This window comes from Pontibacter sp. MBLB2868 (assembly GCF_051904785.1).
Lineage (GTDB): Bacteria > Bacteroidota > Bacteroidia > Cytophagales > Hymenobacteraceae > Pontibacter.
In genome coordinates this window covers 3177633-3203517 of sequence record NZ_CP196710.1, presented here as the reverse complement: position 1 = coordinate 3203517, position 25885 = coordinate 3177633, and the positions used below count along the sequence as shown (strand labels likewise).

Sequence of the window (25885 nt, the reverse complement as noted above, 5' to 3'; positions counted from 1 at the left end):
ATAGGAGATAAAAGATGCGCTGTGAAAGGAGGCGGAACATTTGGAAATTTCTATAGAAACTCTTTTCTTTAATAGCTATATTCGAATATTATCTAACCTTAATCAAACTGAATGGAACCTATTCTTTACGCAATTCCTGCATTTGGACTGGCGGCCTTAGTCTATACCTGGATCAGGTCGGCTTGGGTAACAAAGCAGTCAGCTGGCAACGAGCGCATGAGCAGCATTGCACGCCACATCGCCGACGGCGCTATGGCCTTTTTGAAAGCCGAGTATAAAGTTCTCGCTTACTTTGTTATCATCGCCTCTGTGTTCTTGTTCTACCTGGGTATTACAGGCGAAAAATCTCATCCCCTGATTGTAGGAGCCTTTATAATAGGCGCAGTATTCTCATCGCTTGCCGGCTTTATGGGTATGCGTATTGCAACCAAAGCCAATGTGCGAACAGCAGAGGCAGCACGTACGAGTCTCTCCAAAGCATTGCGGGTTTCTTTTGCCGGTGGTTCCGTGATGGGTATGGGAGTAGCCGGACTGGCAGTGCTGGGTCTTGGCTCTCTGTTCATCTGCTTTTATTATTTCTTTGTGCAAAGCGTGGGTGCTTCTGCCAATAGCGTAGAAATGGAAATCGCCCTTGAGGTGCTGATGGGTTTCTCGCTGGGTGCTGAAAGTATTGCCTTATTTGCGCGCGTTGGTGGTGGTATCTATACTAAAGCTGCCGACGTTGGAGCTGACCTGGTAGGTAAGGTTGAGGCAGGCATCCCGGAAGATGACCCGCGTAACCCCGCAACAATTGCCGATAACGTAGGTGACAACGTGGGTGACGTGGCAGGTATGGGAGCCGACCTTTTTGGCTCTTATGTGGCCACTATTCTGGCCACCATGGTGCTTGGTCGTGAGGTGATCGCAGTCGATAATTTCGGGGGGCTTTCCCCGATCATACTTCCTATGTTGATCGCCGGCCTGGGCATTGTTTTCTCTTTAATAGGGATGCTGTTTGTACGCGTTAGCGAAGGTGGTGATGTACAGGCTGCACTTAACCGGGGTAACTGGATATCGGTGATCCTGACTGCCATTGCAGCATACTTTGTGATCCATTGGTTGTTGCCTGCAACGCTGGTACTGCGCAACTTTGAGTTTACAAACAATGGGGTTTTTATGGCTGTTATTGTTGGCTTAGTGGTAGGAGCGTTGATGAGTATCATCACGGAGTACTATACGGCCATGGGCAAAAAACCTGTTAATTCTATCGTACAGCAGTCTTCTACAGGGCACGCCACTAATATTATTGCAGGTCTGGCAGTAGGGATGCACTCCACTGTTATGCCAATAATCGTGTTGGCTGCCGGTATCGTACTTTCTTATACAGCTGCCGGCTTATACGGTGTGGCAATCGCCGCGGCAGGTATGATGGCGACTACTGCCATGCAGTTGGCCATTGATGCCTTTGGCCCTATTGCTGATAATGCCGGCGGTATTGCCGAGATGAGTGAACTGCCTAAAGAAGTACGTGGTCGTACTGACATTCTGGATGCCGTGGGTAATACTACGGCCGCAACTGGTAAAGGCTTTGCCATTGCCTCTGCTGCTCTTACTTCACTTGCGCTGTTCGCCGCTTTTGTTGGCATAGCTGGTATCCCAAGTATAGACCTTTACAAGGCTCCTGTTCTGGCAGGTTTGTTTATTGGTGCCATGATCCCATTCGTATTCTCTGCCCTGGCTATTGCTGCCGTAGGTAGAGCAGCCATGGCCATGGTGCATGAGGTGCGTCGTCAGTTCCGTGAAATTCCGGGAATTATGGAAGGCACTGGCCAGCCGGAGTATGAAAAATGCGTGGCTATTTCAACGAAAGCAGCTATCCGCGAAATGATGCTGCCTGGCGCTATTGCCCTGATTGTTCCGCTTATCATAGGGTTTGGCTTTAGAGGAGTATTTGCAGATACTTCTTCTGCTGAGATACTGGGTGGTGTACTTGCCGGTGTAACTGTTTCCGGGGTACTGATGGCAATGTTCCAGTCAAATGCAGGTGGCGCCTGGGACAACGCAAAGAAGTCTTTTGAGAAAGGGGTAATGATTAACGGCGTGATGGAGTACAAAGGATCTGAGCCTCATAAAGCATCTGTTACCGGTGATACTGTTGGCGATCCTTTCAAAGACACATCGGGGCCAAGTATGAACATTCTCATCAAACTAATGTCGATCGTGTCGCTGGTAATAGCGCCGCATATTGCTTTAGACCGTGAACCGGCTATCCCGGAACCACCACTAGAAATAAATGAGATCAACATGAACGGGCAGCATCTTTCACCAGAAGCTGTTCAGATACAGGTCAATACTGAAAAAACGTTTGCACTTCGTACCGCTGTGCTGCAGAAATAAAGATTTGAACTGAAAAATGCATAAGCCCAACCATCGCGTTGGGCTTATTTTTTATTTTATACTTACCTTTGTCTGTATATCAACCATACTTCCCATGCATCCACGTACCGTTCAACTGCACGATTGTGAATTTAGCTCCTACATTTTCGAAGAAGAGATAATTGCCCGCATCAATATTCTGGCCGAGCAGATAGATCAGGATTATGCACATAAGCAACCTCTTTTCCTGGCAGTGTTAAACGGGTCATTTATGTTTGCTGCTGACCTGCTAAAGCGTGTGAACATTCCGTGTGAAGTAGCTTTTATCAGGCTTTCGTCTTACCAGGACATGGCCAGTACAGGCAGTGTAAAAGAGGTGCTTGGGCTAACGGAGGATGTGCATAACAGGCACGTTGTAGTACTGGAGGATATTGTAGACACAGGCCATACAGTACACGGCCTTTTAGACCAGCTTAAAGCAAAAGGCCCTGCCTCAGTTGAGGTGGCTACGCTGCTGATGAAACCGGATTGCCTGCAGCACCCCCTGGATGTAAAGTATGTAGCTCGTACCATTCCGAATGATTTTGTAGTGGGCTATGGCCTGGACTATAATGGCCTCGGACGGAACCTGCGCGATATTTATAAGATCATATCGTAACCCTTTAGGGTATAGGTGCCGTTAGCAGGGCTTTGAGATGGAGATGTTTCTATAGCTACCTGCCAACCAAAAAAAAATAAAGTTCATCATAATTATACTTACATTTGTCTTTTATTTAGCTAGAAGATATGCTTAACATCGTTTTGTTTGGTCCTCCAGGCGCCGGAAAGGGTACCCAGAGTCAAAAACTTATAGATAAATACAATCTAATCCACCTTTCTACCGGGGATTTACTTCGCTCTGAAATTGCAGCGGGAACTGAACTTGGACTGGAAGCTAAAAAGCTGATGGACAACGGTATTCTGGTGCCGGATGAAGTAGTGATCGGGATGATCGAGAACAAAGTGAAGGAGCACAGACATGCTGCAGGCTTTATCTTCGATGGTTTCCCTCGCACTGTGCCACAGGCGCAGGGGCTTGATAAATTGCTGCAAGATAACGGTACTGAGATCTCCTGCATGATCGCGTTGCGCGTTGACGACGAGGAGCTAACAAAGCGCTTGCTGCTTCGTGGCCAGACCTCCGGACGCCCAGACGATCAGAACGAAGAACTGATTCGTAAGCGTGTGCAAGAATATAACACTAAAACTCGCCCTGTAGCCGATTATTACGCTGGGCAGAGTAAATACTGTGCTGTAGAAGGTATCGGTGAAATAGAAGATATTTTTAAGGCGCTTTGTCAGCAGATAGACGCGTTAAAAGAAAAGCAATAATTACAAAATACACTTTTACGCTTACCTGGTTTGGCTCAAAGTAACTTTATAGATTACGTTAAAATATGCTCACGTTCAGGGCATGGTGGCGGAGGTTCCGCTCACTTGCACCGTGATAAGCTAACGGCAAAAGGCGGTCCTGATGGGGGCGACGGAGGCCGTGGCGGGCATGTTATACTTAGAGGCAACTCGCAACTTTGGACATTACTGCATTTGCAGTTCCGGAAGCATATAATTGCTGAAAACGGCCATAACGGAGGCCCCAACCACTCATCAGGAGCCCAGGGCAAAGATGAGATACTGGAGGTGCCTTTAGGAACAATCGCCAGAAACGCTGAGACTGGTGAGTTTATGTGCGAGATCACCGAAGACGGACAAGAAATTATCCTGACACCGGGAGGCCGTGGAGGTCTTGGTAACGCCCACTTTAAATCTCCAACGAATCAAACCCCTCGCTACGCCCAGCCAGGTGAAGAAGGCACTGATGAATGGGTAGTGCTGGAGTTAAAGCTATTAGCTGACGTAGGACTGGTAGGTTTTCCGAATGCTGGTAAATCTACTTTGCTGTCAGTGGTTTCTGCTGCCAAGCCAAAAATTGCCAACTACGCCTTTACTACCTTAGAACCTAACCTGGGAGTGGTTGCCTACCGCGATTATAAGTCGTTTGTAATGGCCGACATTCCAGGGATCATTGAAGGGGCATCAGAAGGAAAAGGGTTAGGGTTAAGGTTCCTGCGCCACATAGAACGGAACTCCATCCTCTTATTTATGGTTTCTTGTGAGAGCGCGGATATTGCAGAGGAGTATAACGTGCTCCTGAATGAACTGCAAACCTTTAATCCGGAGTTGCTGGATAAAAAGCGCTTGTTAGCCGTAACCAAATCTGATATGCTGGATGAGGAACTGGAAGAGGAAATGCGTAAGACCCTTCCGGAAGGTTTGCCAACAGTGTTTATATCTAGTATAACAGGTAAGAACATCACCCAATTAAAAGATATGATTTGGGAAGCGCTAAACAGTTAAGCACAGCCCAGTAACTTATATAGTAACCAGATCGGTAGAGGCTGAAAAGTCTACTACCGATTTTTTTTGAAATCAGGCTGGATTTGCTGCAGCTAAGCATATACCGGAAGCGGGCAGCATAGATAATAGTATCACAAGTGTTACTATTTATTAAATGTCAGAATGGCACAAAAGCTGTTTTGGCAAGTTAATTGACAAGACAACATAGACTTATCAACCTAACTTTTTTAAGGCATTATGTCAGATAAAAATAGTAAGAAAGAGCAGGATAACGAAGAACTGCAGGAAAAAACTGCCAACACTGAGGCAGATGAGCAGGACCTGAACCAGGAAGAAGAAACAACAGAGCAAGCTGAAGGCGCTCAGGAGGATAGCGTAGCTGCTGAATTAGCAGAAATGAAAGATAAATACATCCGCCTGATGGCTGAGTTTGAGAATTTCAGACGCAGAACTGCTAAGGAACGCATCGATTTGGCTAAAACCGCTACTCAAGACCTGATGGGTGAATTGTTACCTGTATTAGACGACATGGAGCGTGCCCGCCAATCAATAGAGACTACCAAAGATGTGGATGCTATGCTGCAAGGGCTAGAACTGGTGTTCCATAAACTGAAGCACGTAACGCAGCAAAAAGGTCTTAAGCCGATGGAGATCCATCCTGGCGACGCCTTTGATCCAGATATGCATGAAGCAGTTACTCAAATTCCTGCCCCATCAGAGGAGCTGAAAGGCAAAATAGTAGATGTTATTGAGAAAGGATACACCCTGAACGATAAGGTTATCCGTTTCGCAAAAGTTATAATAGGAGCGTAAGCAATGGCTAAGAGAGATTATTACGAAGTTTTAGGTGTAAGCAAAGGTGCGGCCCAGGAAGAGATTAAGAAGGCTTACCGTAAAATTGCCATTAAATACCACCCCGATAAAAATCCGGACGACCCTACAGCAGAAGATAAGTTTAAAGAAGCTGCAGAAGCGTACGAGATCTTAAGCGATCAGCAGAAGCGCCAGCGTTATGACCAGTTCGGTCATCAGGGCGTGAATGGCGGCTTTGGCGGCGGCGGCATGAACATGGATGATATCTTCTCACAGTTCGGCGATATATTTGGCGGCGGCAGTCCGTTTGAAAGCTTTTTTGGAGGTGGCCGCTCAGGCGGAGGCGGACGACGTACCCGTAAAGGTTCTAATCTTCGCATTAAGTTAAAGCTGAACCTGGAAGAGGTAGCGAATGGCGTTGAGAAGAAAATTAAAGTTAAAAGATACGTAGCCTGTGCTACATGTGGCGGAAACGGTGCTAAGAATGGTACTGAGATGCAGACCTGCGGTACCTGCCAGGGATCCGGACAGGTGCGCAAGGTGGTAAACACCATGCTGGGCCAGATGGTATCCACAGCAACATGCCCTACCTGTAACGGGGAAGGCCGTATTGTTACCAGCAACTGCGAAACCTGCCACGGAAGTGGTAGAGAACTGCAGGAAGAGGTGATCACGATCAACGTTCCTGCCGGTGTGATGGATGGCATGCAGCTGTCAATGAGCGGCAAAGGTAACGTGCCAGAGCGTGGTGGCGTACCCGGTGACCTGTTAATACAGATAGAAGAGGAGCCGCACCCAACACTGAAGCGTGATGGTAACAATGTGATCTATGATCAGTACATCAGTTTTGTGGATGCTGCCCTGGGCGCTGAGATTGAAGTACCTACTATTACCGGTAAAGTGAAGATCAGTATCAAGCCTGGTACTCAGAGCGGAGAGATCTTCAGGCTGCGCGGAAAAGGTATCAAAGATATTAACGGCTACGGAACCGGTGATCAGCTGATCCATGTAAATGTATGGACGCCTAAGTCATTGAGTTCTGATGAACGTGCTGTGCTGGAAGGCCTGCGTGAGTCAAATAACTTTGCACCACACCCGGGGAAAAATGAAAAAGGCTTCTTCGAGAAAGTAAAAGATTACTTTCAATAACAGAAGTTAACGTATAGAAGAGGGCTGCTTTCCTGATTGGGGAGCAGCCCTTCTTTTTTTAAGATGATTTAGTCAGGCATACTTTTACCTTGGTCAGCCGTACACTTCTCTTTGTCGATAAAGTATATACTTAACTTAATATTAGCTTGTCTTATCTGTAGGATAAAGCTATTTTTGAATAAATCAAAAGCATAAAACGTTGAGCATCCTTAAAATTGATGGCGTTACAAAACGCTACAGCAACCACACTGCCCTCGACAACGTGAGCTTCGAGATTCCAACTGGCTGCATCTTTGGCCTGCTGGGGCCTAATGGTGCCGGCAAGACTTCTTTGATCCGAATCATCACCCAAATTACCGGGGCCGACAGCGGTGAGATCTACTTTAATGGAGAGCGCCTGAAACCCGCACACATCAAAGAGATAGGTTATTTGCCCGAAGAGCGGGGCCTGTACAAGAAAATGAAGGTTGGTGAGCAACTTTTATACCTGGCACAACTAAAAGGCTTGAGCAAAGCTGAAGCCACAGCCAGGATTAAAGAGTGGGTAGACCGGTTTGAGATCAGAGAGTGGCTGGGCAAGAACATAGAAGACCTTTCCAAAGGGATGCAGCAAAAGGTACAGTTCATTGCTACGGTTATGCATGAGCCGGCACTCATTATTCTGGATGAACCATTCTCAGGCTTCGACCCTATCAATGCTAACCTGATCAAAGATGAAATTCTTCGGCTTCGGGATAGAGGTGCCACCATTATTTTCTCGACCCATCGTATGGAGTCCGTGGAAGAGCTGTGTGATTTTATAGCGCTGATCAATCGTGCCCGCAAGGTGCTGGATGGGCCTGTGCAGGAAATAAAAGACACTTACAAAACCAATACCTACCAGATTATCGGAAATGGCCAGCTCCTGATCACTTCTCCCGATTTTGAGGTGCTGGAGCAGCATGATAATCATGGCGTGTTCAGGGCTGATGTGAGGCTCCTGGATGATGCAACACCGAACGACCTGCTAAGATATTTGATTCAACGAGTTGAGGTGCATTCTTTCATAGAGTTGGTACCAAGTATAAATGAAATTTTTATCCGAAAAGTAAAGGAGACGCACCATGCATAAGATATGGCTTATAGTACAGCGCGAGTACCTGACCCGCGTACGCAAGAAGAGCTTCATTATCATGACTTTGTTAACGCCTTTGCTGCTGGCTGCCTTTATGGTTATCCCGGCCTGGCTCGTTACTATCTCTGATAGTGGCGAAACAGTGATGATACTGGATGAAAGCGGATTGTTTGCAGGGAAGCTCGAGAATAAGAATGACCTGAAATTCGTGCCGCTTGCCGGGTCATTGGAGCAGGCAAAAACAGTATATAGGGAAACGGATAATACTGCGCTGCTCTACATCCCGAAAGAACTGAGTATCGATAAGCCAGAGGGTATAAAGATATATTCTAAAAAGAATACGAGCTTACAGACTCAGGTGCGCCTTGAAAACGCATTGGAGAAGGAGATTGAGAACCAGCGGTTTGTTGCTTCGGGTATGGATAGGTCCACGCTTGAGAAGATGAAAGCCAACATATCGCTTACAGCTATTAACCTGAGCGATGAGGGTGAAAAGGGGAACAGTGCCATCGTTACCTCTGCTGCAGGGGTGATAGGAGCCGTTATTATCTACTTTTTCATCTTTATGTATGGCGTGCAGATCATGCGTGGTGTGATCGAGGAGAAAACCAGCCGCATTATTGAAGTAATTATCTCTTCTGTTAAGCCATTCCAGTTGATGATGGGCAAAGTGATCGGGATAGCTGCCGTAGGCCTGACACAGTTTCTGCTCTGGGTTGTGCTGTCGATGGTGGTGGTAACAGGAGTGCAGGCTGCTTTCGGGGTAAAAGCTGCCCCTACACCTATGGAGCAGTTGGCGGCAGGCAGAGCTGCTGCTACCGGCGAAGTGGATGTAGATGATGAAGAGCAGGTAGCTGCACAGGAAAATGGTGCAGCAGAAGTAATAGGAGAAAGTATGACGGCCTTGTCTAACCTTAATATTCCTTTGATTGTCGGTTGCTTTCTGTTTTACTTCCTGGGTGGGTATTTGCTTTATGGTTCCCTGTTCGGGGCCATTGGCGCTGCCGTAGATAACGAGACTGACACGCAGCAATTTATGTTCCCGATCACTATTCCGTTGATCATCTCCTTTATCATGTCTTATACTTTGGTCCTGAAGAATCCTGATGGGCCGGTTGCTTTCTGGATGTCGATCATACCATTTACGTCTCCCATTGTAATGATGGTGCGGGTGCCTTTTGGTGTTCCTGCCTGGGAGTTGCTCCTTTCCATGGCGTTGCTGGTGCTAGGGTTTATTTTTACAACCTGGATTGCAAGCCGCATCTACAGAATAGGTATTTTAATGTATGGCAAAAAGATCAACTACAGAGAACTTTCGAAATGGTTATTTTATAGAGTATAGACCACATATAATTACTAAAAAGCCGGTACTGTTAAGTACCGGCTTTTTAGTAAATTAGAGTATAAAAATCTGCATCATGAAAAGGGTACTTTTATCACTCATTCTGATTATTATAGTCGTTATGGTTGCTTCTGCCCAGAACAAAGACAAACCGGCTTACAGGCTTTTTACAAAAGATGGCAAAAGTCTGAGCTACGGTAAAATGCTTGAAGCGCTGGAGAAAGCTGATATCGTTCTGTTTGGAGAACAGCACAATGATCCTATTGCCCATTGGCTGCAGCTGGAGGTAGCCAAAGACCTTTATAAGAAGCATGCGTCAGACTTTGTACTGGGTGCTGAAATGTTTGAGTCTGATGTGCAGCTGGTGTTAAATGAGTATCTGAGCGAACAGGTGCCGGAAAGTAATTTTGAGCAGGAAGCAAGGCCATGGCCAAACTACAAAACCGATTATAAGCCTGTTGTGCGGTTTGCCAAAGCAAAAGGTATCCCATTTATAGCCACCAATGTGCCCAGAAGGTATGCCGCTATGGTATCAGGAGGTAGTCTGACGGCACTAGAGGGCGTTTCGGAAGAGGCCCGGAAATTTATGGCACCACTTCCCATAGAAGTAGACATGACTTTACCCGGTTACCAAAACATGCTGGCCATGTTCGGGAACAGCACGCACGGAAACACTAAAAGCACAAATATTGTGCAGGCGCAGGCGCTAAAAGATGCTACCATGGCGCACTTTATAGTACAGGCTCTGAGAAACGGCAAGCACATGCTGCACCTGAACGGAGGCTATCACTCTGATAATTTTGAAGGTATTGGCTGGTATGTAAAAAAAGCAAATCCAAAGCTGAAAGTTATCACCATCACGACCGTACTGCAGGAAGATTTAGAAAAGCTTTCTGAGGAAAGTACAGGCAAGGCAGATTTTATACTTGTGGTACCAGAAAGTATGACCAGAACCTACTAGGGTACATAGGCAAAAGATAAATAAAAACAGTAAAGCCCGGCAATCTAGCCGGGCTTTACTTATCTAAAGAGAAAGAAGGTTTCTTTTATGCTGAGAATGAGCTACCACATCCGCAGGTACTGGTAGCCTGAGGATTGTTGAAGATAAACCCACGTGCGTTAAGGCCATCCTGAAAATCAACCTGCATGCCAAGTACATACATCGCATGCTTTTTATCCATGATCAGGTCAACACCTTCTAAATGGAAGATCTCATCAGTTTCTTTTGGCTTATCAAAACCTAGCAGATAAGACATACCTGAGCAGCCTCCGCCTTGCACGCCAACGCGCAAACCGTATTCAGTAGGTACATTTTTTTCTTTAAGTATATTTTTAACCTCAGCTAAAGCTCTCTCTGTAAGAGTAATAGGCGCTGTTTTAGTTTCTGTTGCCATAGTAATTCCTATTCATTATTTGTAGCCACAAACTTACACAATTATCAGTTAAAATGCTTGTGGCTGTTTGTTGTACTATGTAAACAGCTAAAGCGCTGAAATGATTCATGTGCACAAGATTAAATTTTTACGATATTTATACTTTCATCTAACGCAAAACATGAACGAAACTGTCTTGTTCTTCATTGAACTCATCAAAATATCATTACCTGCCCTGATCGTGGCAGTAGCCATGTATTACCTGATTAAGAAACACTATGAGCGCGATTACCAAATGCGTTTACTGGAACTCAGGAAGAAGAATACGGATGTAGTATTGCCGATCAGGCTGCAGGCGTATGAGCGGGTGGTGCTGCTCCTGGAGCGCATAACTCCAAGTAACTTGCTGCTAAGAGTAAGCGCCGCCGGACAGACAGCGGCTGAATACCACAGAATTTTGCTTAGCGAGATCAGAAACGAGTTTAACCACAACATGTCGCAGCAAGTGTACATGACGGAACAGGCATGGCAGCAGGTACAGCATGCCCGCGAGGATGTTGTGAACCTGATCAACAGAACGTTTCAGGAACTGCCGCAAAATGCTAAAGGAACAGAACTGGCTAAACGGGTGCTGGAGAATGTGCTTAACTCAGAAACCGATCCTACAGCCCGTGCGCTGAGCTACGTGAAGCAGGAGATTGGTCAGGTATTCTAGTTGCTAGTAAAGCATTCTGAATTTTATAGTATGTGGCACCTTTCTTAGGTCGCTTATCACCTGCTTGTCATACGCTTTGTTTACATCTGTGATAACGTAGCCAACCTGCTCGTTTGTTTTAAGGTATTGGCCAAGTATGTTTACCTGGTTGTGCGCCAGTGCATTGTTGATATTTGCCAGCACCCCCGGTACGTTAGCATGGATGTGGATAAGGCGGTGCGCATCTTTCAGTTCAGGCAACTGTATGTTCGGGAAGTTGACACTCTGGTAAGTGTTGCCTGTATTAATATACTCCATGATACGGTTAGGTACAAAGTGTGCGATATTCTCTTGTGCCTCAGTGGTACTGCCACCAATATGAGGGGTAAGTATAACATTGTCCAGGCCGCGAAGCTCGCTTAAAAATGGCTCATCATTAGTAGCAGGCTCATAAGGAAAAACATCTACTGCGGCACCGCTGATCTTGCCGGATTTTAATGCTGCTACCAATGCGGGTATCTCTACCACATGGCCACGGCTCAGGTTCAGGAAAAGCGCCCCGTCTTTCATGGCGTCAAACTCCGTGCTGCCAAACATGTTTTTATTATCTGCCCGCCCATCCACGTGCAAGGTTACCACATCAGAAATTTCTAACATCTGTTTAAGCGTATCGCATTTGCGGGCATTACCTAGCTGTAGCTTCTCCACTACGTCGTAATAGTATACCTGCATACCCATTGCCTCAGCCAGCACAGATAACTGCGCGCCTATATTGCCATAACCAACTATGCCCAGTTTCTTATCCCTGACCTCTACACTGCCACTAGCTGATTTATCCCAGACTCCCTGGTGCATCTTGGTACTTTTATCGAAAATCTTCCTGGATAGCATTATAATTTCTCCTAATGCCAGTTCCACTACACTTCGTGTATTACTGAAGGGAGCGTTAAAAACAGTAATTCCGGCTTTTAAGCTTGTTTCCAGGTCAATTTGGTTTGTCCCGATACAAAAGGCACCGATGCTCATCAGGCGGTTAGCACTCTCCAGTACTTTCGCGGTTACCTGTGTTTTTGAACGTATGCCAAGTATAGAGACATCTTTAATATGTTCGCACAGCTCCTCTTCGCTCAGCGCTCCAGCAATAGTCTCTATCTGGTATCCTTCTTTCTGGAAAAGTTCAGTCGCTTTGGGATGCACGTTTTCCAGTAGCAGGACTTTTATGCGGTTTTTTGGATAAGATATAGCCATCGGAAGCTTGTTTTGATATAAGAATTCATCCAGGCTAGGCGCTATGTGTTCTGCTTTCTCTACAACCTTATTACGCGTAATATTTTCAGTAAAAGCATAAAACTTATTCGCCATTCCGGCCTCTTTGATCTCATAGTCAGTATAACCGTCACCGAGTACATACACATCTCCCTGCAGGCCTAACTTATCAAGTAATTTTATTTTGCCTTTATCCTGGCACAACACGTTTTCCTCATCAAATCCAATGATGTTCCCTTGCTCATCAAACCGGAAGGTGTTAGCAAATACATTCTCTTCTTTGATGCCATACGGTGTTACGATGGGCACAATAAATTCTTTGAATCCGCTGGATACGATCAAGACCTGGTCAGCAAATTCTGCGAAGAATTCTTTATTGCGCTTGATAGAATGAGATACCTTTTCCTGAAGTACAGTTATTAGTTCCTGCAGGTCCTTTTTATTGGCTTGTAGCAATTGTAACCGCTGCGTCAGGCCCTCCGCAAAAGAGCTGCTGCCATCCATGGCACTGTTCGTGATGTCCTTTATCTGTTGAAGTACCTCCTCTTTGTCCTCCTGCTGCCGTAACGAGATCTCTCCCAACTCATCCAGGGCTTCCACCTGCGTAAAGGTGCTGTCAAAATCAAGTATAAAATATTTGTCTTTGTTCATCGGTGCTGGATTTGGATTCTGGAAATCAGGTGTTTACGGAATATACAACATAAAAAAACCGACTGCTAACAAGCGTGTCGGTTTTTTTTAGTTTTACGAGATCATGATAAAGTAGTTAGAGCAAAGCCAGCTGCTCAGAGATTACTTTTTGGTATAGATTTTCATACAGCGGCACAATTTTGCTGATATCGAAGACTTTAGCCCGTGCCAGTGCATTTGCTTTAAAGCGTGGCAGGTTGTTATCATCCAGCACTTTCAGGGCATTCTGCACCATTTCATCTACGGCACCTACCGGGCTGGTAAAGCCCGTTACGCCATCAATGTTAAGCTCAGGGATACCTCCTGCATTAGTGGAGATAACAGGTACTTCACAGGCCATGGCTTCAAGAGCGGCGAGGCCGAAACTCTCTTTCTCGGAAGGCATCAGGAACAGGTCCGCAATGGAAAGCACTTCTTCCACGGCATCAAGTTTACCCAGGAAGCGCACATCATTGCATATTTGCAGCTCACGGCAAAACTTCTCCATTTTAGGGCGCTCAGGTCCGTCGCCAACCAATAATAACTTGCTAGGCATGTGCTGGCGTACCTGTGCAAAAATACGTATTACGTCCTCCACACGCTTTACAGTCCTGAAGTTAGATGTGTGCACCAGCAACTTTTCGTTGTTCGGGCTGATCGCCATCCGGAAATGGTCTTTCTTCTGTCGCTTGAACTTCTCAAGGTTGATAAAGTTCGGAATAACTTCTATGTCCTTTTCTATCTGAAAGTACTCATAGGTCTCAGCGCGCAGGCTATCAGACACGGCTGTTACGCCATCGGACTGATTGATGCTGAAGGTTACGACCGGCTCAAAAGAGGCATCTTTGCCTACCAGGGTAATGTCTGTGCCATGCAGGGTGGTGATAATAGGAATATTGATCCCTTTGGTACGCAGTATCTGTTTGGCCATATAAGCAGCTGAGGCATGCGGGATGGCGTAGTGCACATGCAGCAGATCCAGCTTCTCAAACTTTACAATATCTACCATTTTGCTAGCTAAGGCAAGCTCATAAGGCGGGTACTGGAACAGTGGGTACGTAGGAATATATACTTCGTGATAGAATAAATTCTCGTTAAAAAGGTCGAGGCGTGCGGGCTGGCTGTAGGTTATAAAGTGTACCTGGTGCCCTTTAAGAGCGAGAGCCTTGCCTAATTCTGTGGCAACCACACCGCTACCCCCGAAGGTAGGATAACAAACTATACCGATTTTCATAGTTATGAATGCTGTGAAATAACAAGTGCAGCCCCATAGTTTGGCTGCACCTGCTAAACTACATAATATCTTTTATGTTTTAGGAATTATCGCTTTATAAATCACATCATGTATACGTGTGCGGATGTTATACTTAACAAGCTTATTATTGCCGCCGTCAGGGTATACTCTGTTTGATAAAAAAACGTAAATCAATTTATTTTCTGGATCGACCCAGGCACCTGTACCTGTAAAACCCGTATGGCCAAAGGTGCTTTGTGGTGCCATGCTTGAGGTAGGGCCGCCGCCTTCCATTTCCGGTTTATCCCAACCCAAACCACGCCGGTTACCTTCAAACTGCTTCTTAGAGAACTCAGTAACCACATTGTTGGTAAAGTAATCGTGGCCGCCATACTTTCCGTTCTGTAAGTTCATTTGCAGAAGTATAGCCAGGTCGTTGGCGTTAGAGAACAAGCCAGCGTGGCCTGCTACACCGCCCAACATTGCTGCACCCTGGTCGTGCACAGTACCCCAGATCAGGTTGTGGCGGAAATATTTATCATCCTCAGTAGGTGCAATTGCTTCTCTCGGGAGCTTTAGCAGTGGTTTATAGGTCATGGTGCTTAAGCCAAGCGGAGCGTAAAAATTCTGATCCATGAACTCATCCAAAGGCTGGTTCAGCAGTCTTTCCGCTACACGCTTTAAAATATAGAAGTCCAGGTCACTATACTTGTAGTCATACCCTTTGCCATCCTTTCTGGCAGGGATAAGTCTTGATTTTACTGTCCAGGTCCATAATGAGTCTTCCATGCTCTTGATAGAGTAGAAGCCAGGTGTTACTTCATTCGGATAAGAGTCTGTCTGCCGGCTGGCGTAAAACAGTTTCTTTGTCTCTATTGACTTTAAAGTGTTCTGCCAGGCTGGTATACCAGCAAGTAATCCTGCCTGATGCGTGAGCACATCGCGCATTACAATGTTCTCTTTGTTAGATCCTTTCAGCTCCGGCAAATAAGTAGATACCTTTGCATCCAGGTTAATTTTGCCCTGGTCTTTCAGGAACATGATAGCTTGCAGAGTAGCTGCCACTTTCGTGATCGAGGCGATGTCGTAAACAGTGCTGCTCGTAACAGGCTTTTCTTTTGCGTAGGTATAGTACCCATAGGATTTATTAAAAACGACAGTACCGTCTTTTATAACCATCACCTGGGCACCGGGTGTAGCGGCATATGCAATAGCCTCCAGTGCAATATTGTCGATCTGCTCCAGCACAGAAGAACTCATGCCAACACTCTCCGGAACGCCATACTTTAATCTGCCTAGTGGTTGAGTTATCACACCGGTACCTGCTTTCAGCTTAGCAGATGCAGTTACAGGAAGGCTGCCTTTAGCTCCCCTTGCGCCAAAAAGCATCTGTGGTACCAGGGATTGAGCAACAGGATGATCCTCGAATCCGCATACGAGTGTGTTGCTGTTCTCGAAAAACTTCAGGCTATAAGCATTTCCCATTACAACTACCACTACTTTTTTATTGGTATGATCCTGTAGATATTTAATAAATGCCCTGGTACCTACGCCAATCCCAAACTCCTTGGCAGGAGTCATATTCATGTTATGGATGCTTACCACTACCACATTATTGTCCTTTATCTTAGGTATGATCTTCATAAAGGCAGTGTCGGGTGCAAAGCGATCAGAGATGGAAAATTTATTAATAGGAGCATAGTAGCCCAGAGTTTCCTGGAACTTGTTATACTCCGTTACGCCTACGGCAACAGAGGCAATGCTCAGCGTATCAAGATTTTTGAAAGGAAGCAGCCTGTCTTTGTTCTGTACAATAGTCACAGCATGATCGTAGAGCTGCTCCTGCACTACACTACTCAGGGGCCTGTCAATTTCCTCCTGAAGGTTAGCCAGGGCAACAGGTTTAGAGTTATTAAGCCCTGCCCAGTACTTGGCATGTAATATTTTTCTCACATGCAGGTCCACTTCGTCCTGGGTCAGTTTGCCAGCGGCAATGGCTTCTTTTATTTTGAAGATTGCGGTAGGTACGTCTTCCGGAAATAGGAGTACATCATTACCGGCCATTAAAGCTTTGAGGTCAACTTCACCTGGTTTGTAGTATTTGCTGACACCTTTCATATTCAGGGCATCTGTGAATACAAGGCCTCTGTACTTCATCTTGTCCTTCAGCAGCCCGGTAACAAGCGGCCTGGACAATGTGGTAGCCAAATTTTTGGTGCTGTCAATTTTGGGCATATACAGGTGTGCAACCATAACACCCATCACGCCTGCCTCGAAAGATTTATTAAATGGATAAAGCTCAACATCCGACAGGCGCTTCATATCATGTGTTATCACTGGTAAGGAAAGGTGCGAATCGGTGTCCGTATCGCCATGGCCCGGGAAGTGTTTTGCAACAGCAATAACGCCGTGATCCTGAAGCCCTCTGATATAGGCAACCCCACGTCTGGCAACTTCTTCTTTAGACTCTCCGAAAGAGCGGTTCCCAATCACAGGGTTGGCTGCATTCACATTAACATCCAATACCGGAGAGAAACTTACGTTTACGCCCAGGCGCTTCATCTTTAATGCGATTTCCCTACCCATCAGGTAAGTATACTTATCCTCGTGCATGGCACCAAGCGTCATCTGGCGTGCAAACTGCATGCTGCTATCCAGGCGCATACCCAGGCCCCATTCAGCATCCATTGCAATAAGCATTGGTACTTTTGATTCGCTCTGGAAACGGTTTGTAAGCTTTGCCTGTCGCACAGGGCCACCCTGCATAAACATGATGCCGCCAATACCATAACGACTTACCAGGGTATCAATCTCCCGGAAGTGTTTTTCATTCTTACTGGAGTAGGCGGCCACCATAAAAAGCTGGCCTATACGCTGTTCAGGGGTCAAAGAAGTCATTACACTATCAACCCAGGTTTGTTCCTTCACATTCACTATGAGCTGTTCTGATGACTTTAATGACATCAGCGGCCCCATTCCGAGAAAAATCAGAATCAACAACCCTAAGCTAAAACTCTTCAACATCCTGTACTAGTATTTTATAATTGGAACAAGTTAAAATTAAGCCTAATTTTGCAATAGGCGGTTCGGAAACAGACCATAATCAGATATAATGCCTTAAGCCGTCGACTGACCGGAGAGAAGGTGGAACCTTAATACCAGCCTCAAGCTAGTGTGGCACCAAAAAAAGTAGCATCTGTATATATGCTAACGCCACTATCCTGCTAATTGATACAAGCGACAAGTGCTTTTTAGAAACAGGCAAGGCAGTGAAATGGTTAATTTGCCAACCTCTTAAATTTATCGGTCTGTAAATTAACAATAAATTTAATTCTGAATAAGTTCTATTTTCACAATTTAGTGAGTGCAAAAATTTGGCCGGGTTGTAAAAGTAGCTTGAAATGTAGTTAAATTTAGTCCATTAATTATTTAAGGTTCTTATAAGCGGATGCCCGACATTATACATTTACTGCCTGATTTCTTAGCAAACCAGATCGCTGCCGGCGAGGTGGTGCAGCGTCCTGCTTCAGTTGTAAAAGAGCTGTTGGAGAACGCCATCGATGCTCAGGCAAATAGTATTCAGCTAATAATTAAGGAGGCCGGCAAGCAACTGGTGCAGGTAGTGGACAATGGTGTCGGGATGTCTGAAACGGATGCCCGCATGTGCTTCGAACGACACGCTACTTCTAAGATCAGCACCACCGAAGACCTCTTCCGGATCCGGACGATGGGCTTCCGGGGAGAGGCCATGGCATCGATCGGTGCAGTTGCCCAGGTAGAACTGAAAACAAAGCCAAGAGGGGCAGAGGCTGGCACGAGAATGTTAGTGGAAGGGTCGGCTGTTGTATTGCAGGAGCCTGCCGCAGTGCCAGAGGGTACATCCATTGCTGTTAAGAACCTTTTTTACAACGTGCCAGCCCGCCGCAATTTCCTGAAAACAAATGCCGTGGAAATGCGTCATATCCTGGATGAGTTTCAGCGTGTGGCATTGGCTTACCCTGAGGTCGCTTTCTCGCTGCACCACAATGAGATAGAAGTTTTTAACCTGCCGGCAGCCAAGCTCAGCCAGCGTATTGTGGGCATTTTTAGCAGCAATTACAAAGAGCAAATGGCTTACTGCGAAGAAGATACAGGCTTTTTAGTAGTACGAGGTTATATAGGTAAGCCAGAGCATGCTAAAAAAACACGTGGAGAGCAGTTCTTTTTCGTAAACAACCGTTTCGTGAAAAGCGGTTACCTCAACCATGCTGTCATGACGGCCTTCGAAGGGCTGCTGCCGAAAGAAAATCACCCCTTTTATGTGCTTTTTATTGAGATCGACCCGGAGAAGATTGATATAAACGTACATCCTACCAAAACAGAGATCAAGTTCGAAGACGAAAAAACAGTGTATGCCATCGTGCATGCGGCAGTTAAAAAAGCGTTGGGCACCTATAATATTGCCCCATCACTCGACTTTGAAGGAGATGTGAACTTTGCACCCTTACAACCGATCCGGGTACAGGGAGGCTTTAATGAGTTTGACACAGACAGTAAGTTTGGCAGCGGTGGCAGTACATCGTTCCCTGGCTTTACGCCCCCCGCATCTAACACCCGAAGAGCTACATCTAAGGGATGGGAGCAGCTGTATGAGCCAATGCGGGAGCAGCAGGAGCAGGTAACGTCGGCCACTTCCGGTATGGATCTTCTGGACGATACCTTTGCTGCGGACTCCTCTGCTATGGCTTCCGCCAATAAGGCAATCCAGATTCATCAGAAGTATCTTCTGGTACAGGTAAAATCCGGTATGATGATCATTGACCAGCAGGCGGCCCAGGAACGGATCCTGTACGAGAAGTATGTTAACTCCCTGAACAAAAAAACAGGGGCCTCGCAGGTGTTGCTTTTTCCGCAGACCGTAGACTTCTCCCCATCTGATGCTGTGCTCGTGAAAGAACTGGCAGCTGAATTCAAAGACATGGGTTTTCAGTTTGAAGATTTTGGAGGGAATACGATCATTCTGAACGGAATACCAGCCGATGTGCATGCAGCCAATGAAAAAGAATTGCTGGAGGAGCTTGTTGAGCAGTACAAAAACAATTCGGCTACGTTAAAGCTTGATAAAAGAGAAAACCTGGCCCGGGCAATGGCAAAACGCCTGTCGTCGCGCACGCTGGCCCGCATGTCGGATTTGGAGATGAATTCTCTTGTAGATAAACTTTTCGCCTGCCTGGTACCTAATTATACGCCGGGCGGCCAAAAGACGCTGGTGATCATGGAGCTGAGCCAGTTGCATGACCTGTTTCTGAAAGGCAGCTGAAAGCAGGCAGTTTTTTAACTGTTATTTTGCTGCAAGGCTATTGCTGTGGAAACAGTAACCGATGCTTGCAGTAAAATTTTAAAGAGTATCAGCCAGGTATAGTTCTTGGCTGGGCATATACTTCAATAGTAAAGAATATACGCATGTTTAACATCACCCCCATGGTCAGGAATATCCTGATCATTAACGTGGTCATATTTATACTTCAGGACAGGCTGTTCCCGGCGAACCAGTTTGCCTTGTACCAGTTTGGCTCTGAGAACTTTCAGCCCATCCAGCTCTTTACCCATATGTTTCTGCATGGGGGCTGGGGACACTTGTTCAGCAACATGTTCAGCTTGTTTATCTTCGGGCCTTTACTGGAACGTTTCTGGGGGCCACAGCGCTTCCTGGCCTTTTACCTGATCTGCGGGCTTGGCGCCAGCCTGATGTACAATGGAGTGCGTGCCTATGAGCTGAACAAGGTTGAAGAGGAGGCCGCTATTTACATGGAGCACCCCACCCCGATGGCATTCTTCAACTTCATGGAAGACCATTTTGAAGGCCGGTACGAACGTAAATTTGCTGTGGAGTATCGCCGGAACCCGGATAACCCGACCTATGTAGCAGAAAGCAAGGAGGCCGTTCGCTATGTGTACCAGCAGTTGATCAACGTGCCGATGCTGGGAGCTTCTGGTGCTGTTTTCGCTATACTTATGGCATTTGGACTGTTGTTTCCGAACATGGAGCTGATGCTACTGTTTTTTCCTTTTCCGATCAAAGCAAAGTATTTCGTACTGATGTACGGAGCGTTTGAACTGTATTCGGGCTTTAACCGGATGCCAGGCGATAACGTAGCACATTTTGCACACCTCGGCGGTATGTTGTTCGCGTATATACTTGTAAAGATGTGGCAACGCAGCGATTATCAGAATAATTTCTAGAGCAAAATGAGTATTATTGACGATATAAAACATGCTTTCCGGCAGCCCAACAACACGCTGAAACAGCTTATTCTGATCAACGTGATCGTATTTGTTGTGCTCATCATCACCCGCACCCTGTTATACCTTACAGGTGGTTCAGCTGCCTACAATGTGCTGATGCGCTACATTGCCCTGAACCCTGATCCGATTATTTTTATTACTCGCCCCTGGACGCTTATCACGTATTTTTTTACACACGAAGGGTTTCTGCATATCATCTTTAACATGCTTAACCTGTACTGGTTCGGGCAGCTGGTGCGGGAGTACCTGGGCGAGAAAAAGCTTTTGAGTCTATACATACTTGGTGGTATTGCCGGAGGTGCTTTGTACATGCTCAGCTATAACTTTATTCCTTTCTTCGCTGACCGGGCTGCTTTTTCATTCATGATAGGTGCCTCTGCCAGCGTACTTGCTATTGTGGTGGCTGCAGCAACGCTCCTGCCAAACTTTACCTTTAACCTGATCCTGATCGGGCCGATCCGCATCAAGTACATTGCAGCTTTCCTTGTGCTGTTGTCTATTTCAGGTGCTGTTGGTGATAATGCCGGGGGTAATATAGCCCACCTCGGGGGCGCTTTAATAGGTTGGATATTTATCAAGCAGTTGCAACGGGGTAATGATATGGGGCGTCCGTTACACGCCACGCTCGACTTTTTCTCAAACCTGTTTAAGCGCCGGCCAAAACTGAAGGTAACGCATCGGCGTACCACTCCATCGTCTAACGGCTCCGCTTCCAGAACCGGCTTCAACGGGTCAGCCAAACCAAGTCAAAACGAGATAGACCGTATTCTTGACAAGATATCAAGTTCTGGCTACGAGAGTTTGTCTAAAGAAGAGAAGCAAAAACTCTTTCAGGCAAGCCAGAAAGATAGCTGATCGCTTATCCGTTAATAAACGCTCAAATTTTAACACCTGTTCTTGCAGCCTGAGACCCAGGTATAAATCAAAAGCGGCGCTCCATTTCTGAAGCGCCGCTTTTTTTAATCAATAAGTAAAAAGATAGGTTATGCTTTAGCAGTCATGTTGTCTAACGCATCCATTACTTCTTTCACATGGCCACGAGAAGTTTCAAGCAGTTGCTTCTCATCGTCGTTCAGTTGAAGTTCGATGATCTTCTCGATACCATTTTTACCAAGGATAACAGGTACACCTAAGTATACGCCATCAATACCATACTCACCCTCCAGCTTCACGCAAACAGGGAACACACGGCGCTGGTCACGAACAATAGCTTCCACCATTTGAGCCGCTGCTGAACCTGGTGCATACCAGGCAGAAGTACCCATTAGCTTTACAAGCTCACCACCACCATTCTTGGTGCGATCAACGATAGCATTTAGTTCTTCTTCACCGATCAGTTCAGTTACCGGGATACCGCCAACAGTTGTGTAGCGCGGAAGCGGAACCATTGTGTCGCCGTGGCCACCCATCAGAACTGCCTGAATATCTTTCGGAGATACATTTAGCGCCTCAGCAAGGAATGCTCTGTATCGAGCCGTATCCAGGATACCAGCCATACCCATTACCTTCGTGCGTGGAAGCTTGGAAGTAATGTGAGCAGCGTAAGTCATTACATCAAGAGGGTTAGAAACCACAATGATGATAGCATCCGGAGAGTGCTTAACAATGTTTTCAGTTACCGACTGAACGATGCCAGCGTTTGTAGAAATCAAATCATCACGGGTCATGCCTGGTTTACGAGGCAAGCCAGAAGTGATCACTACTACATCAGAACCAGCAGTTTTGCTATAATCGTTTGTTACGCCAACTGTGCGTGTGTCATACAGGTTGATAGGCGCTTTCTGCCAGATATCAAGCGCTTTGCCCTCAGCAAAACCTTCTTTAATATCCACTAGTACTACTTCGTTCGCGATTTCGCGGTAAGCCAGCACATCGGCGCATGTTGCACCCACGTTACCTGCTCCAACTACAGTTACTTTCATTATCGGATATACTTTATTTTGTTTGAGATTCTATTAATTCCTGTAAAATTAGAAAAATCTATTATTAAAAGTGTGATTTTTGGCCAAAAGACACAGGATAAAGGATATAAGCACTTTTTTATTCCCGGAGCTCAGGTAAAGTATACCCAAAACGAATAAAGAAGCTGAAATCTTATGATTTGCGCGCCATACTGATCTCCACCACACGTTCTGTTTTGTCGGTTACTTTAAACCGGTTGTCCAGCCGCTGTCCTACTATCCAGGCAATAGACTGGTCCGATACTAATACCAGTATTTGGCCTTTAAGGTTAGCCGGAATTTTCTTGTCGATCAGAAAGTCGCTGATCTTCTTCTTCCCGTTCATGCCAAGTGGTACGAACCATTCGCCTTCCTGCCACGCACGTAATTTTAAAGGAAACTTTAGCTGGTCAGCATCCAGGGCAGCTACATGCGGTTTTGTGTTCAGTTTATACTTGGCAGCTTCTATATACTTAATGGAGAGCACAGTATTACCGGCTTCTACCTCAGTATCGCCCTCCTGGATGAGGACGCTTCCAAAACTGCCCAGATCGCGGGGAGTGATCACCAACTGATCGCGGTCCTTCACAAGCGTATGGGTAGGGGAGGCAAACTGCTTCCCGGAAATGCCATCCAGCGCTTCTGCCAGTTCCAGTACAACGGAGTAGCTGAAATTAAAAGGCCTGAGCAATTCATGCAGTACCACTGGCAAACCGGTTGCATTCTGCAACGGCAGTAAGGCTATGTAAAAAGCATTTTCAGCCTCTTTTATGCTTTGCTCGCGCAGGTTTTCGATGTAAGCGGCCACAATGGCTTCTGCATGGCTAACCCGCTCTGCCGTATGCTGCATTGTTTCCTCCAGGCTCGGGTTGATTTCCTTTAGTACCGGAATTACCTCGTGCCTTATTTTGTTGCGTTGGTACTTGGTCGTTTCATTGGATACATCTTCGCGCCAGATCAGCTTGCGCTCTGTAACGAACTCAAAAATATCATCTTTTGTAACCGCAAGCATTGGCCGGATAATGTGGCCGTTTTTTGCCGGGATGCCATGTAAGCCAGCTATACCAGTGCCCCTGGTCAGGTGCAGCAATACAGTTTCTGTGGTGTCGTTGCTGTGGTGTGCGGTGGCAATAAAATCATACGCTTCCTGCTGACGCACCTGCTCGAACCACTGATAGCGCAGGTTGCGGGCTGCCATCTGTGTGGAAATGTGCTCTTGCTCTGCAAAGGCACGGGTATTAAAGTTTTCGGTATAAAAAGGTACGTCATACTTTTTGGCCAGCTTTTTGACAAATTGCTGATCGGCTTCCGCGTCTTCGGCACGGAGGCCAAAGTTGCAGTGCGCAATGGCAAATTCATACTTTAGCTGGTGCAATACCTCACATAGCACTACTGAGTCAATGCCGCCGCTAACGGCCGCTAAGATTTTGCTCTCTGGCTGGCAGAGATCATGGGATTGTATAAAACCTGAAACTTTCTGTAGCATAAGGCAGCGGCTGGTAATTTTTTTCTAATTTTGAAGTATCTATTAGACGCAAGAAATTGACAAAGGAACGTTAGGTAAATACACCGATGAAAGTGTGGTTACAAATATCTTGCGTCTTAGGTCCTGTGTCCTGAATCCATTAAACTAATGAAGTATACAAAATTACTGTTTTCTCTTGTCTTTACGCTGATAACCTTTGTGGTTTTTGGGCAACAGACGCCAAAGCAGCCGCAGACACAGTCCTCTAAAGCAGAACTGAAAGGTGCTGATGTTTTGGAGGGAGGCGTTTACAACGGGCAGCGAATTACTAAATTGCTTGGTAATGTGGTGTTTAAACATCGGGATACGTTTCTGTATGCCGATTCTGTCTATCAGTATCGCGATAGCGATATATTGGATGCATTTGGCAATGTGCGCATTAACCAGGCTGACTCAGTAACCATGACGGGAAACCGCGCTACTTACGATGGGGCAAACCGGACTGCTAAGATGAGTGGCAACGTGGTGATGCAAGACCCGCGCATGACGTTAACAACTCCTGTTCTGGACTATGACTTTAAAAACAGAACAGCCACTTACACCGAAGGAGGTACTATTGTTGACCCTGAGAACCGCTTGGAGAGCCGTATTGGTACTTATGACACAAAGTCAAAAATGTTCACTTTTCAGCAGGATGTAAAGGTATTCTCGAAGGAGTATAACATCACTGCGCAGAACATGAAGTATAATACCCAAAGTAAGATCGTTTATTTCCAGGGGCCGACCTTTATCAAAGGGGAGCAGGGGGATCTGTACGCGGAAGAGGGTACTTATAACACGATCACGAAGGTGTCTAACTTTGGCCGTAATGCCTATATACTTACCAAAGAATACCGTTTGGGTGGCGACAAACTTTTTTACGACCAGGCAAAAGGGTATGGGTATGCTGAAAAAAATGTCTCGCTGAGATCGCTGAAAGACGATGTGACCATCAGAGGGCAGATAGGCCGCTACTGGAGAGACAAGGGTGAAGCAAAGGTTTACGGCAGCCCGGTAATGGAAACGATCCTTGATAAGGATACTTTGTACATGTCAGCAGATACACTTTACTCACGAGAGGCAAAAGGAGCCCGAAAGAAAAGTATGTTGTTTGCCTACCCAAATGTTAAGATCTTTAAAAAAGACCTGCAGGGCAAAGCTGATTCGGTAAGCTATAACCGCACTGATTCTGTGATGTACATGAACGTGAAACCGGTGCTGTGGAATGATAATAGCCAGTTGGTTTCCGATACCATTCGCATACACCTGCGCAACAAGACCATCGATAAGATGTATATGTTCAGCAATGCCTTTATTTCTTCAGAAGATACCCTGAAAAATTATAACCAGGTGAAAGGCCGTGACATGGTGGCTTATTTCAAAAATGGTGATATACGAAAAGTGGATGTTCAGGGCAATGGTGAGAGCTTATACTTTGCCCTGGAAGGCGACACCGTACTAACCGGAATGAATAAATCCATATCAAGTAATATGGTATTACGGTTCGATGAAAATAAACTGAAGACGATCTCGTTCTTAGTGCAGCCGGACGCAAGCTTTATCCCGCCGCACGAATTGAAAGAAGAAGAAAGAAGGCTGGAAGGATTTAACTGGTACGCTGAGTTGAGGCCAACCAGGAAAGATGTTTTTGCAAACCGGGTACCGGCAAAGCAAAAGGCACAGCCTAAAAAAACGCCGAAAAAGAAGCCGGCCACTATAAAAAAGGCCACTCGTGGTAAAAAATGACATAAAT

20 protein-coding genes are annotated in these 25885 nt (G+C 46.0%); 14 read left to right on the top strand and 6 right to left on the bottom strand.

Annotation, left to right across the window (positions count from 1 at the left end; all coding sequences use genetic code 11):
• The first annotated feature begins 111 nt into the window (after positions 1-111).
• The 9 genes from ACSX1A_RS13700 to ACSX1A_RS13660 all read left to right on the top strand — a co-directional run bounded on the left by ACSX1A_RS13700 (position 112) and on the right by ACSX1A_RS13660 (position 10128).
• Positions 112-2376 carry a sodium-translocating pyrophosphatase gene (locus ACSX1A_RS13700; protein WP_439880207.1) on the top strand — a complete coding sequence of 755 codons (2265 nt, stop codon included), beginning with the start codon at positions 112-114 and terminating at the stop codon, positions 2374-2376.
• 94 nt (positions 2377-2470) lie between these two features.
• Complete coding sequence (hpt, locus tag ACSX1A_RS13695; protein WP_439880206.1) at positions 2471-3013, top strand: hypoxanthine phosphoribosyltransferase; 543 nt, start codon at positions 2471-2473, stop codon at positions 3011-3013.
• 128 nt (positions 3014-3141) lie between these two features.
• Positions 3142-3726: an adenylate kinase gene (locus tag ACSX1A_RS13690; RefSeq protein ID WP_439880205.1), complete on the top strand. Its 585-nt coding sequence runs from the start codon at positions 3142-3144 to the stop codon at positions 3724-3726.
• Positions 3727-3756: 30 nt separating this feature from the next.
• A complete protein-coding gene (gene obgE, locus ACSX1A_RS13685; protein WP_439880204.1) occupies positions 3757-4749 on the top strand; it encodes a GTPase ObgE in 993 nt (330 codons plus the stop codon).
• Positions 4750-4986: 237 nt separating this feature from the next.
• Entirely contained in the window at positions 4987-5562 is a 576-nt protein-coding gene (locus tag ACSX1A_RS13680) for a nucleotide exchange factor GrpE (protein ID WP_439880203.1), read from the top strand.
• 3 nt (positions 5563-5565) lie between these two features.
• Entirely contained in the window at positions 5566-6711 is a 1146-nt protein-coding gene (gene dnaJ / locus ACSX1A_RS13675; RefSeq protein ID WP_439880202.1) for a molecular chaperone DnaJ, read from the top strand.
• Positions 6712-6910: 199 nt separating this feature from the next.
• The gene (locus ACSX1A_RS13670; protein ID WP_439880201.1) at positions 6911-7822 is read left to right on the top strand and encodes an ABC transporter ATP-binding protein; all 912 of its coding nucleotides are present in this window, start codon (positions 6911-6913) and stop codon (positions 7820-7822) included.
• Complete coding sequence (locus ACSX1A_RS13665; RefSeq protein WP_439880200.1) at positions 7815-9167, top strand: ABC transporter permease; 1353 nt, start codon at positions 7815-7817, stop codon at positions 9165-9167. The genes ACSX1A_RS13670 and ACSX1A_RS13665 overlap by 8 nt, the downstream gene beginning before the upstream one ends.
• A 76-nt stretch (positions 9168-9243) precedes the next feature.
• Complete coding sequence (locus tag ACSX1A_RS13660) at positions 9244-10128, top strand: ChaN family lipoprotein (protein WP_439880199.1); 885 nt, start codon at positions 9244-9246, stop codon at positions 10126-10128.
• An 85-nt stretch (positions 10129-10213) separates the two neighbouring features.
• On the opposite strand, the gene ACSX1A_RS13655 is transcribed toward ACSX1A_RS13660, so the two are convergent.
• Positions 10214-10561 (bottom strand): HesB/IscA family protein, encoded by a 348-nt coding sequence (locus ACSX1A_RS13655; protein ID WP_439880198.1) that lies wholly within the window; start codon positions 10559-10561, stop codon positions 10214-10216.
• A gap of 160 nt (positions 10562-10721) precedes the next feature.
• Here ACSX1A_RS13655 and ACSX1A_RS13650 point away from each other — a divergent pair, with 160 nt between their 5' ends.
• Positions 10722-11255: a hypothetical protein gene (locus tag ACSX1A_RS13650; RefSeq protein ID WP_439880197.1), complete on the top strand. Its 534-nt coding sequence runs from the start codon at positions 10722-10724 to the stop codon at positions 11253-11255.
• Between the two features lie 3 nt (positions 11256-11258).
• Here ACSX1A_RS13650 and serA read toward each other — a convergent pair whose 3' ends face one another.
• The 3 genes from serA to ACSX1A_RS13635 form a co-directional block, all read right to left on the bottom strand.
• A complete protein-coding gene (gene serA / locus ACSX1A_RS13645) occupies positions 11259-13151 on the bottom strand; it encodes a phosphoglycerate dehydrogenase (RefSeq protein ID WP_439880196.1) in 1893 nt (630 codons plus the stop codon).
• 115 nt (positions 13152-13266) lie between these two features.
• Positions 13267-14403 (bottom strand): N-acetyl-alpha-D-glucosaminyl L-malate synthase BshA, encoded by a 1137-nt coding sequence (bshA, locus tag ACSX1A_RS13640; RefSeq protein ID WP_439880195.1) that lies wholly within the window; start codon positions 14401-14403, stop codon positions 13267-13269.
• 72 nt (positions 14404-14475) lie between these two features.
• The gene (locus ACSX1A_RS13635; RefSeq protein ID WP_439880194.1) at positions 14476-17400 is read right to left on the bottom strand and encodes a glycoside hydrolase family 3 N-terminal domain-containing protein; all 2925 of its coding nucleotides are present in this window, start codon (positions 17398-17400) and stop codon (positions 14476-14478) included.
• Between the two features lie 451 nt (positions 17401-17851).
• Between ACSX1A_RS13635 and mutL the strand changes: the two genes are divergently transcribed.
• The 3 genes from mutL (at position 17852) to ACSX1A_RS13620 (ending at position 21543) form a co-directional block, all read left to right on the top strand.
• Positions 17852-19702 carry a DNA mismatch repair endonuclease MutL gene (gene mutL / locus ACSX1A_RS13630; protein ID WP_439880193.1) on the top strand — a complete coding sequence of 617 codons (1851 nt, stop codon included), beginning with the start codon at positions 17852-17854 and terminating at the stop codon, positions 19700-19702.
• A 143-nt stretch (positions 19703-19845) separates the two neighbouring features.
• Positions 19846-20625 carry a rhomboid family intramembrane serine protease gene (locus ACSX1A_RS13625; RefSeq protein ID WP_439880192.1) on the top strand — a complete coding sequence of 260 codons (780 nt, stop codon included), beginning with the start codon at positions 19846-19848 and terminating at the stop codon, positions 20623-20625.
• Positions 20626-20631: 6 nt separating this feature from the next.
• On the top strand, positions 20632-21543 hold the full coding sequence (locus tag ACSX1A_RS13620) for a rhomboid family intramembrane serine protease (protein WP_439880191.1): 912 nt from the start codon (positions 20632-20634) through the stop codon (positions 21541-21543).
• Positions 21544-21671: 128 nt separating this feature from the next.
• Here ACSX1A_RS13620 and mdh read toward each other — a convergent pair whose 3' ends face one another.
• The gene (gene mdh, locus ACSX1A_RS13615; protein WP_439880190.1) at positions 21672-22610 is read right to left on the bottom strand and encodes a malate dehydrogenase; all 939 of its coding nucleotides are present in this window, start codon (positions 22608-22610) and stop codon (positions 21672-21674) included.
• A 172-nt stretch (positions 22611-22782) separates the two neighbouring features.
• Positions 22783-24114: a tRNA lysidine(34) synthetase TilS gene (gene tilS, locus ACSX1A_RS13610; protein ID WP_439880189.1), complete on the bottom strand. Its 1332-nt coding sequence runs from the start codon at positions 24112-24114 to the stop codon at positions 22783-22785.
• A gap of 147 nt (positions 24115-24261) precedes the next feature.
• On the opposite strand from tilS, the gene ACSX1A_RS13605 reads away from it, so the two are divergent.
• Complete coding sequence (locus ACSX1A_RS13605) at positions 24262-25878, top strand: OstA-like protein (protein WP_439880188.1); 1617 nt, start codon at positions 24262-24264, stop codon at positions 25876-25878.
• The last annotated feature ends 7 nt before the right edge of the window (positions 25879-25885 follow it).

Excerpts from the sequence above, each read along its gene's own strand:
- ACSX1A_RS13700 (WP_439880207.1), top strand. The coding sequence starts at position 112 with ATGGAACCTATTCTTTACGCAATTCCTGCATTTGGACTGGCGGCCTTA.
- hpt (WP_439880206.1), top strand. The coding sequence starts at position 2,471 with ATGCATCCACGTACCGTTCAACTGCACGATTGTGAATTTAGCTCCTAC.
- ACSX1A_RS13690 (WP_439880205.1), top strand. The coding sequence starts at position 3,142 with ATGCTTAACATCGTTTTGTTTGGTCCTCCAGGCGCCGGAAAGGGTACC.
- ACSX1A_RS13680 (WP_439880203.1), top strand. The coding sequence starts at position 4,987 with ATGTCAGATAAAAATAGTAAGAAAGAGCAGGATAACGAAGAACTGCAG.
- dnaJ (WP_439880202.1), top strand. The coding sequence starts at position 5,566 with ATGGCTAAGAGAGATTATTACGAAGTTTTAGGTGTAAGCAAAGGTGCG.
- ACSX1A_RS13665 (WP_439880200.1), top strand. The coding sequence starts at position 7,815 with ATGCATAAGATATGGCTTATAGTACAGCGCGAGTACCTGACCCGCGTA.
- ACSX1A_RS13660 (WP_439880199.1), top strand. The coding sequence starts at position 9,244 with ATGAAAAGGGTACTTTTATCACTCATTCTGATTATTATAGTCGTTATG.
- ACSX1A_RS13655 (WP_439880198.1), bottom strand. The coding sequence starts at position 10,561 with ATGGCAACAGAAACTAAAACAGCGCCTATTACTCTTACAGAGAGAGCT.
- ACSX1A_RS13650 (WP_439880197.1), top strand. The coding sequence starts at position 10,722 with ATGAACGAAACTGTCTTGTTCTTCATTGAACTCATCAAAATATCATTA.
- serA (WP_439880196.1), bottom strand. The coding sequence starts at position 13,151 with ATGAACAAAGACAAATATTTTATACTTGATTTTGACAGCACCTTTACG.
- bshA (WP_439880195.1), bottom strand. The coding sequence starts at position 14,403 with ATGAAAATCGGTATAGTTTGTTATCCTACCTTCGGGGGTAGCGGTGTG.
- mutL (WP_439880193.1), top strand. The coding sequence starts at position 17,852 with ATGCCCGACATTATACATTTACTGCCTGATTTCTTAGCAAACCAGATC.
- ACSX1A_RS13625 (WP_439880192.1), top strand. The coding sequence starts at position 19,846 with ATGTTTAACATCACCCCCATGGTCAGGAATATCCTGATCATTAACGTG.
- ACSX1A_RS13620 (WP_439880191.1), top strand. The coding sequence starts at position 20,632 with ATGAGTATTATTGACGATATAAAACATGCTTTCCGGCAGCCCAACAAC.
- mdh (WP_439880190.1), bottom strand. The coding sequence starts at position 22,610 with ATGAAAGTAACTGTAGTTGGAGCAGGTAACGTGGGTGCAACATGCGCC.
- tilS (WP_439880189.1), bottom strand. The coding sequence starts at position 24,114 with ATGCTACAGAAAGTTTCAGGTTTTATACAATCCCATGATCTCTGCCAG.
- ACSX1A_RS13605 (WP_439880188.1), top strand. The coding sequence starts at position 24,262 with ATGAAGTATACAAAATTACTGTTTTCTCTTGTCTTTACGCTGATAACC.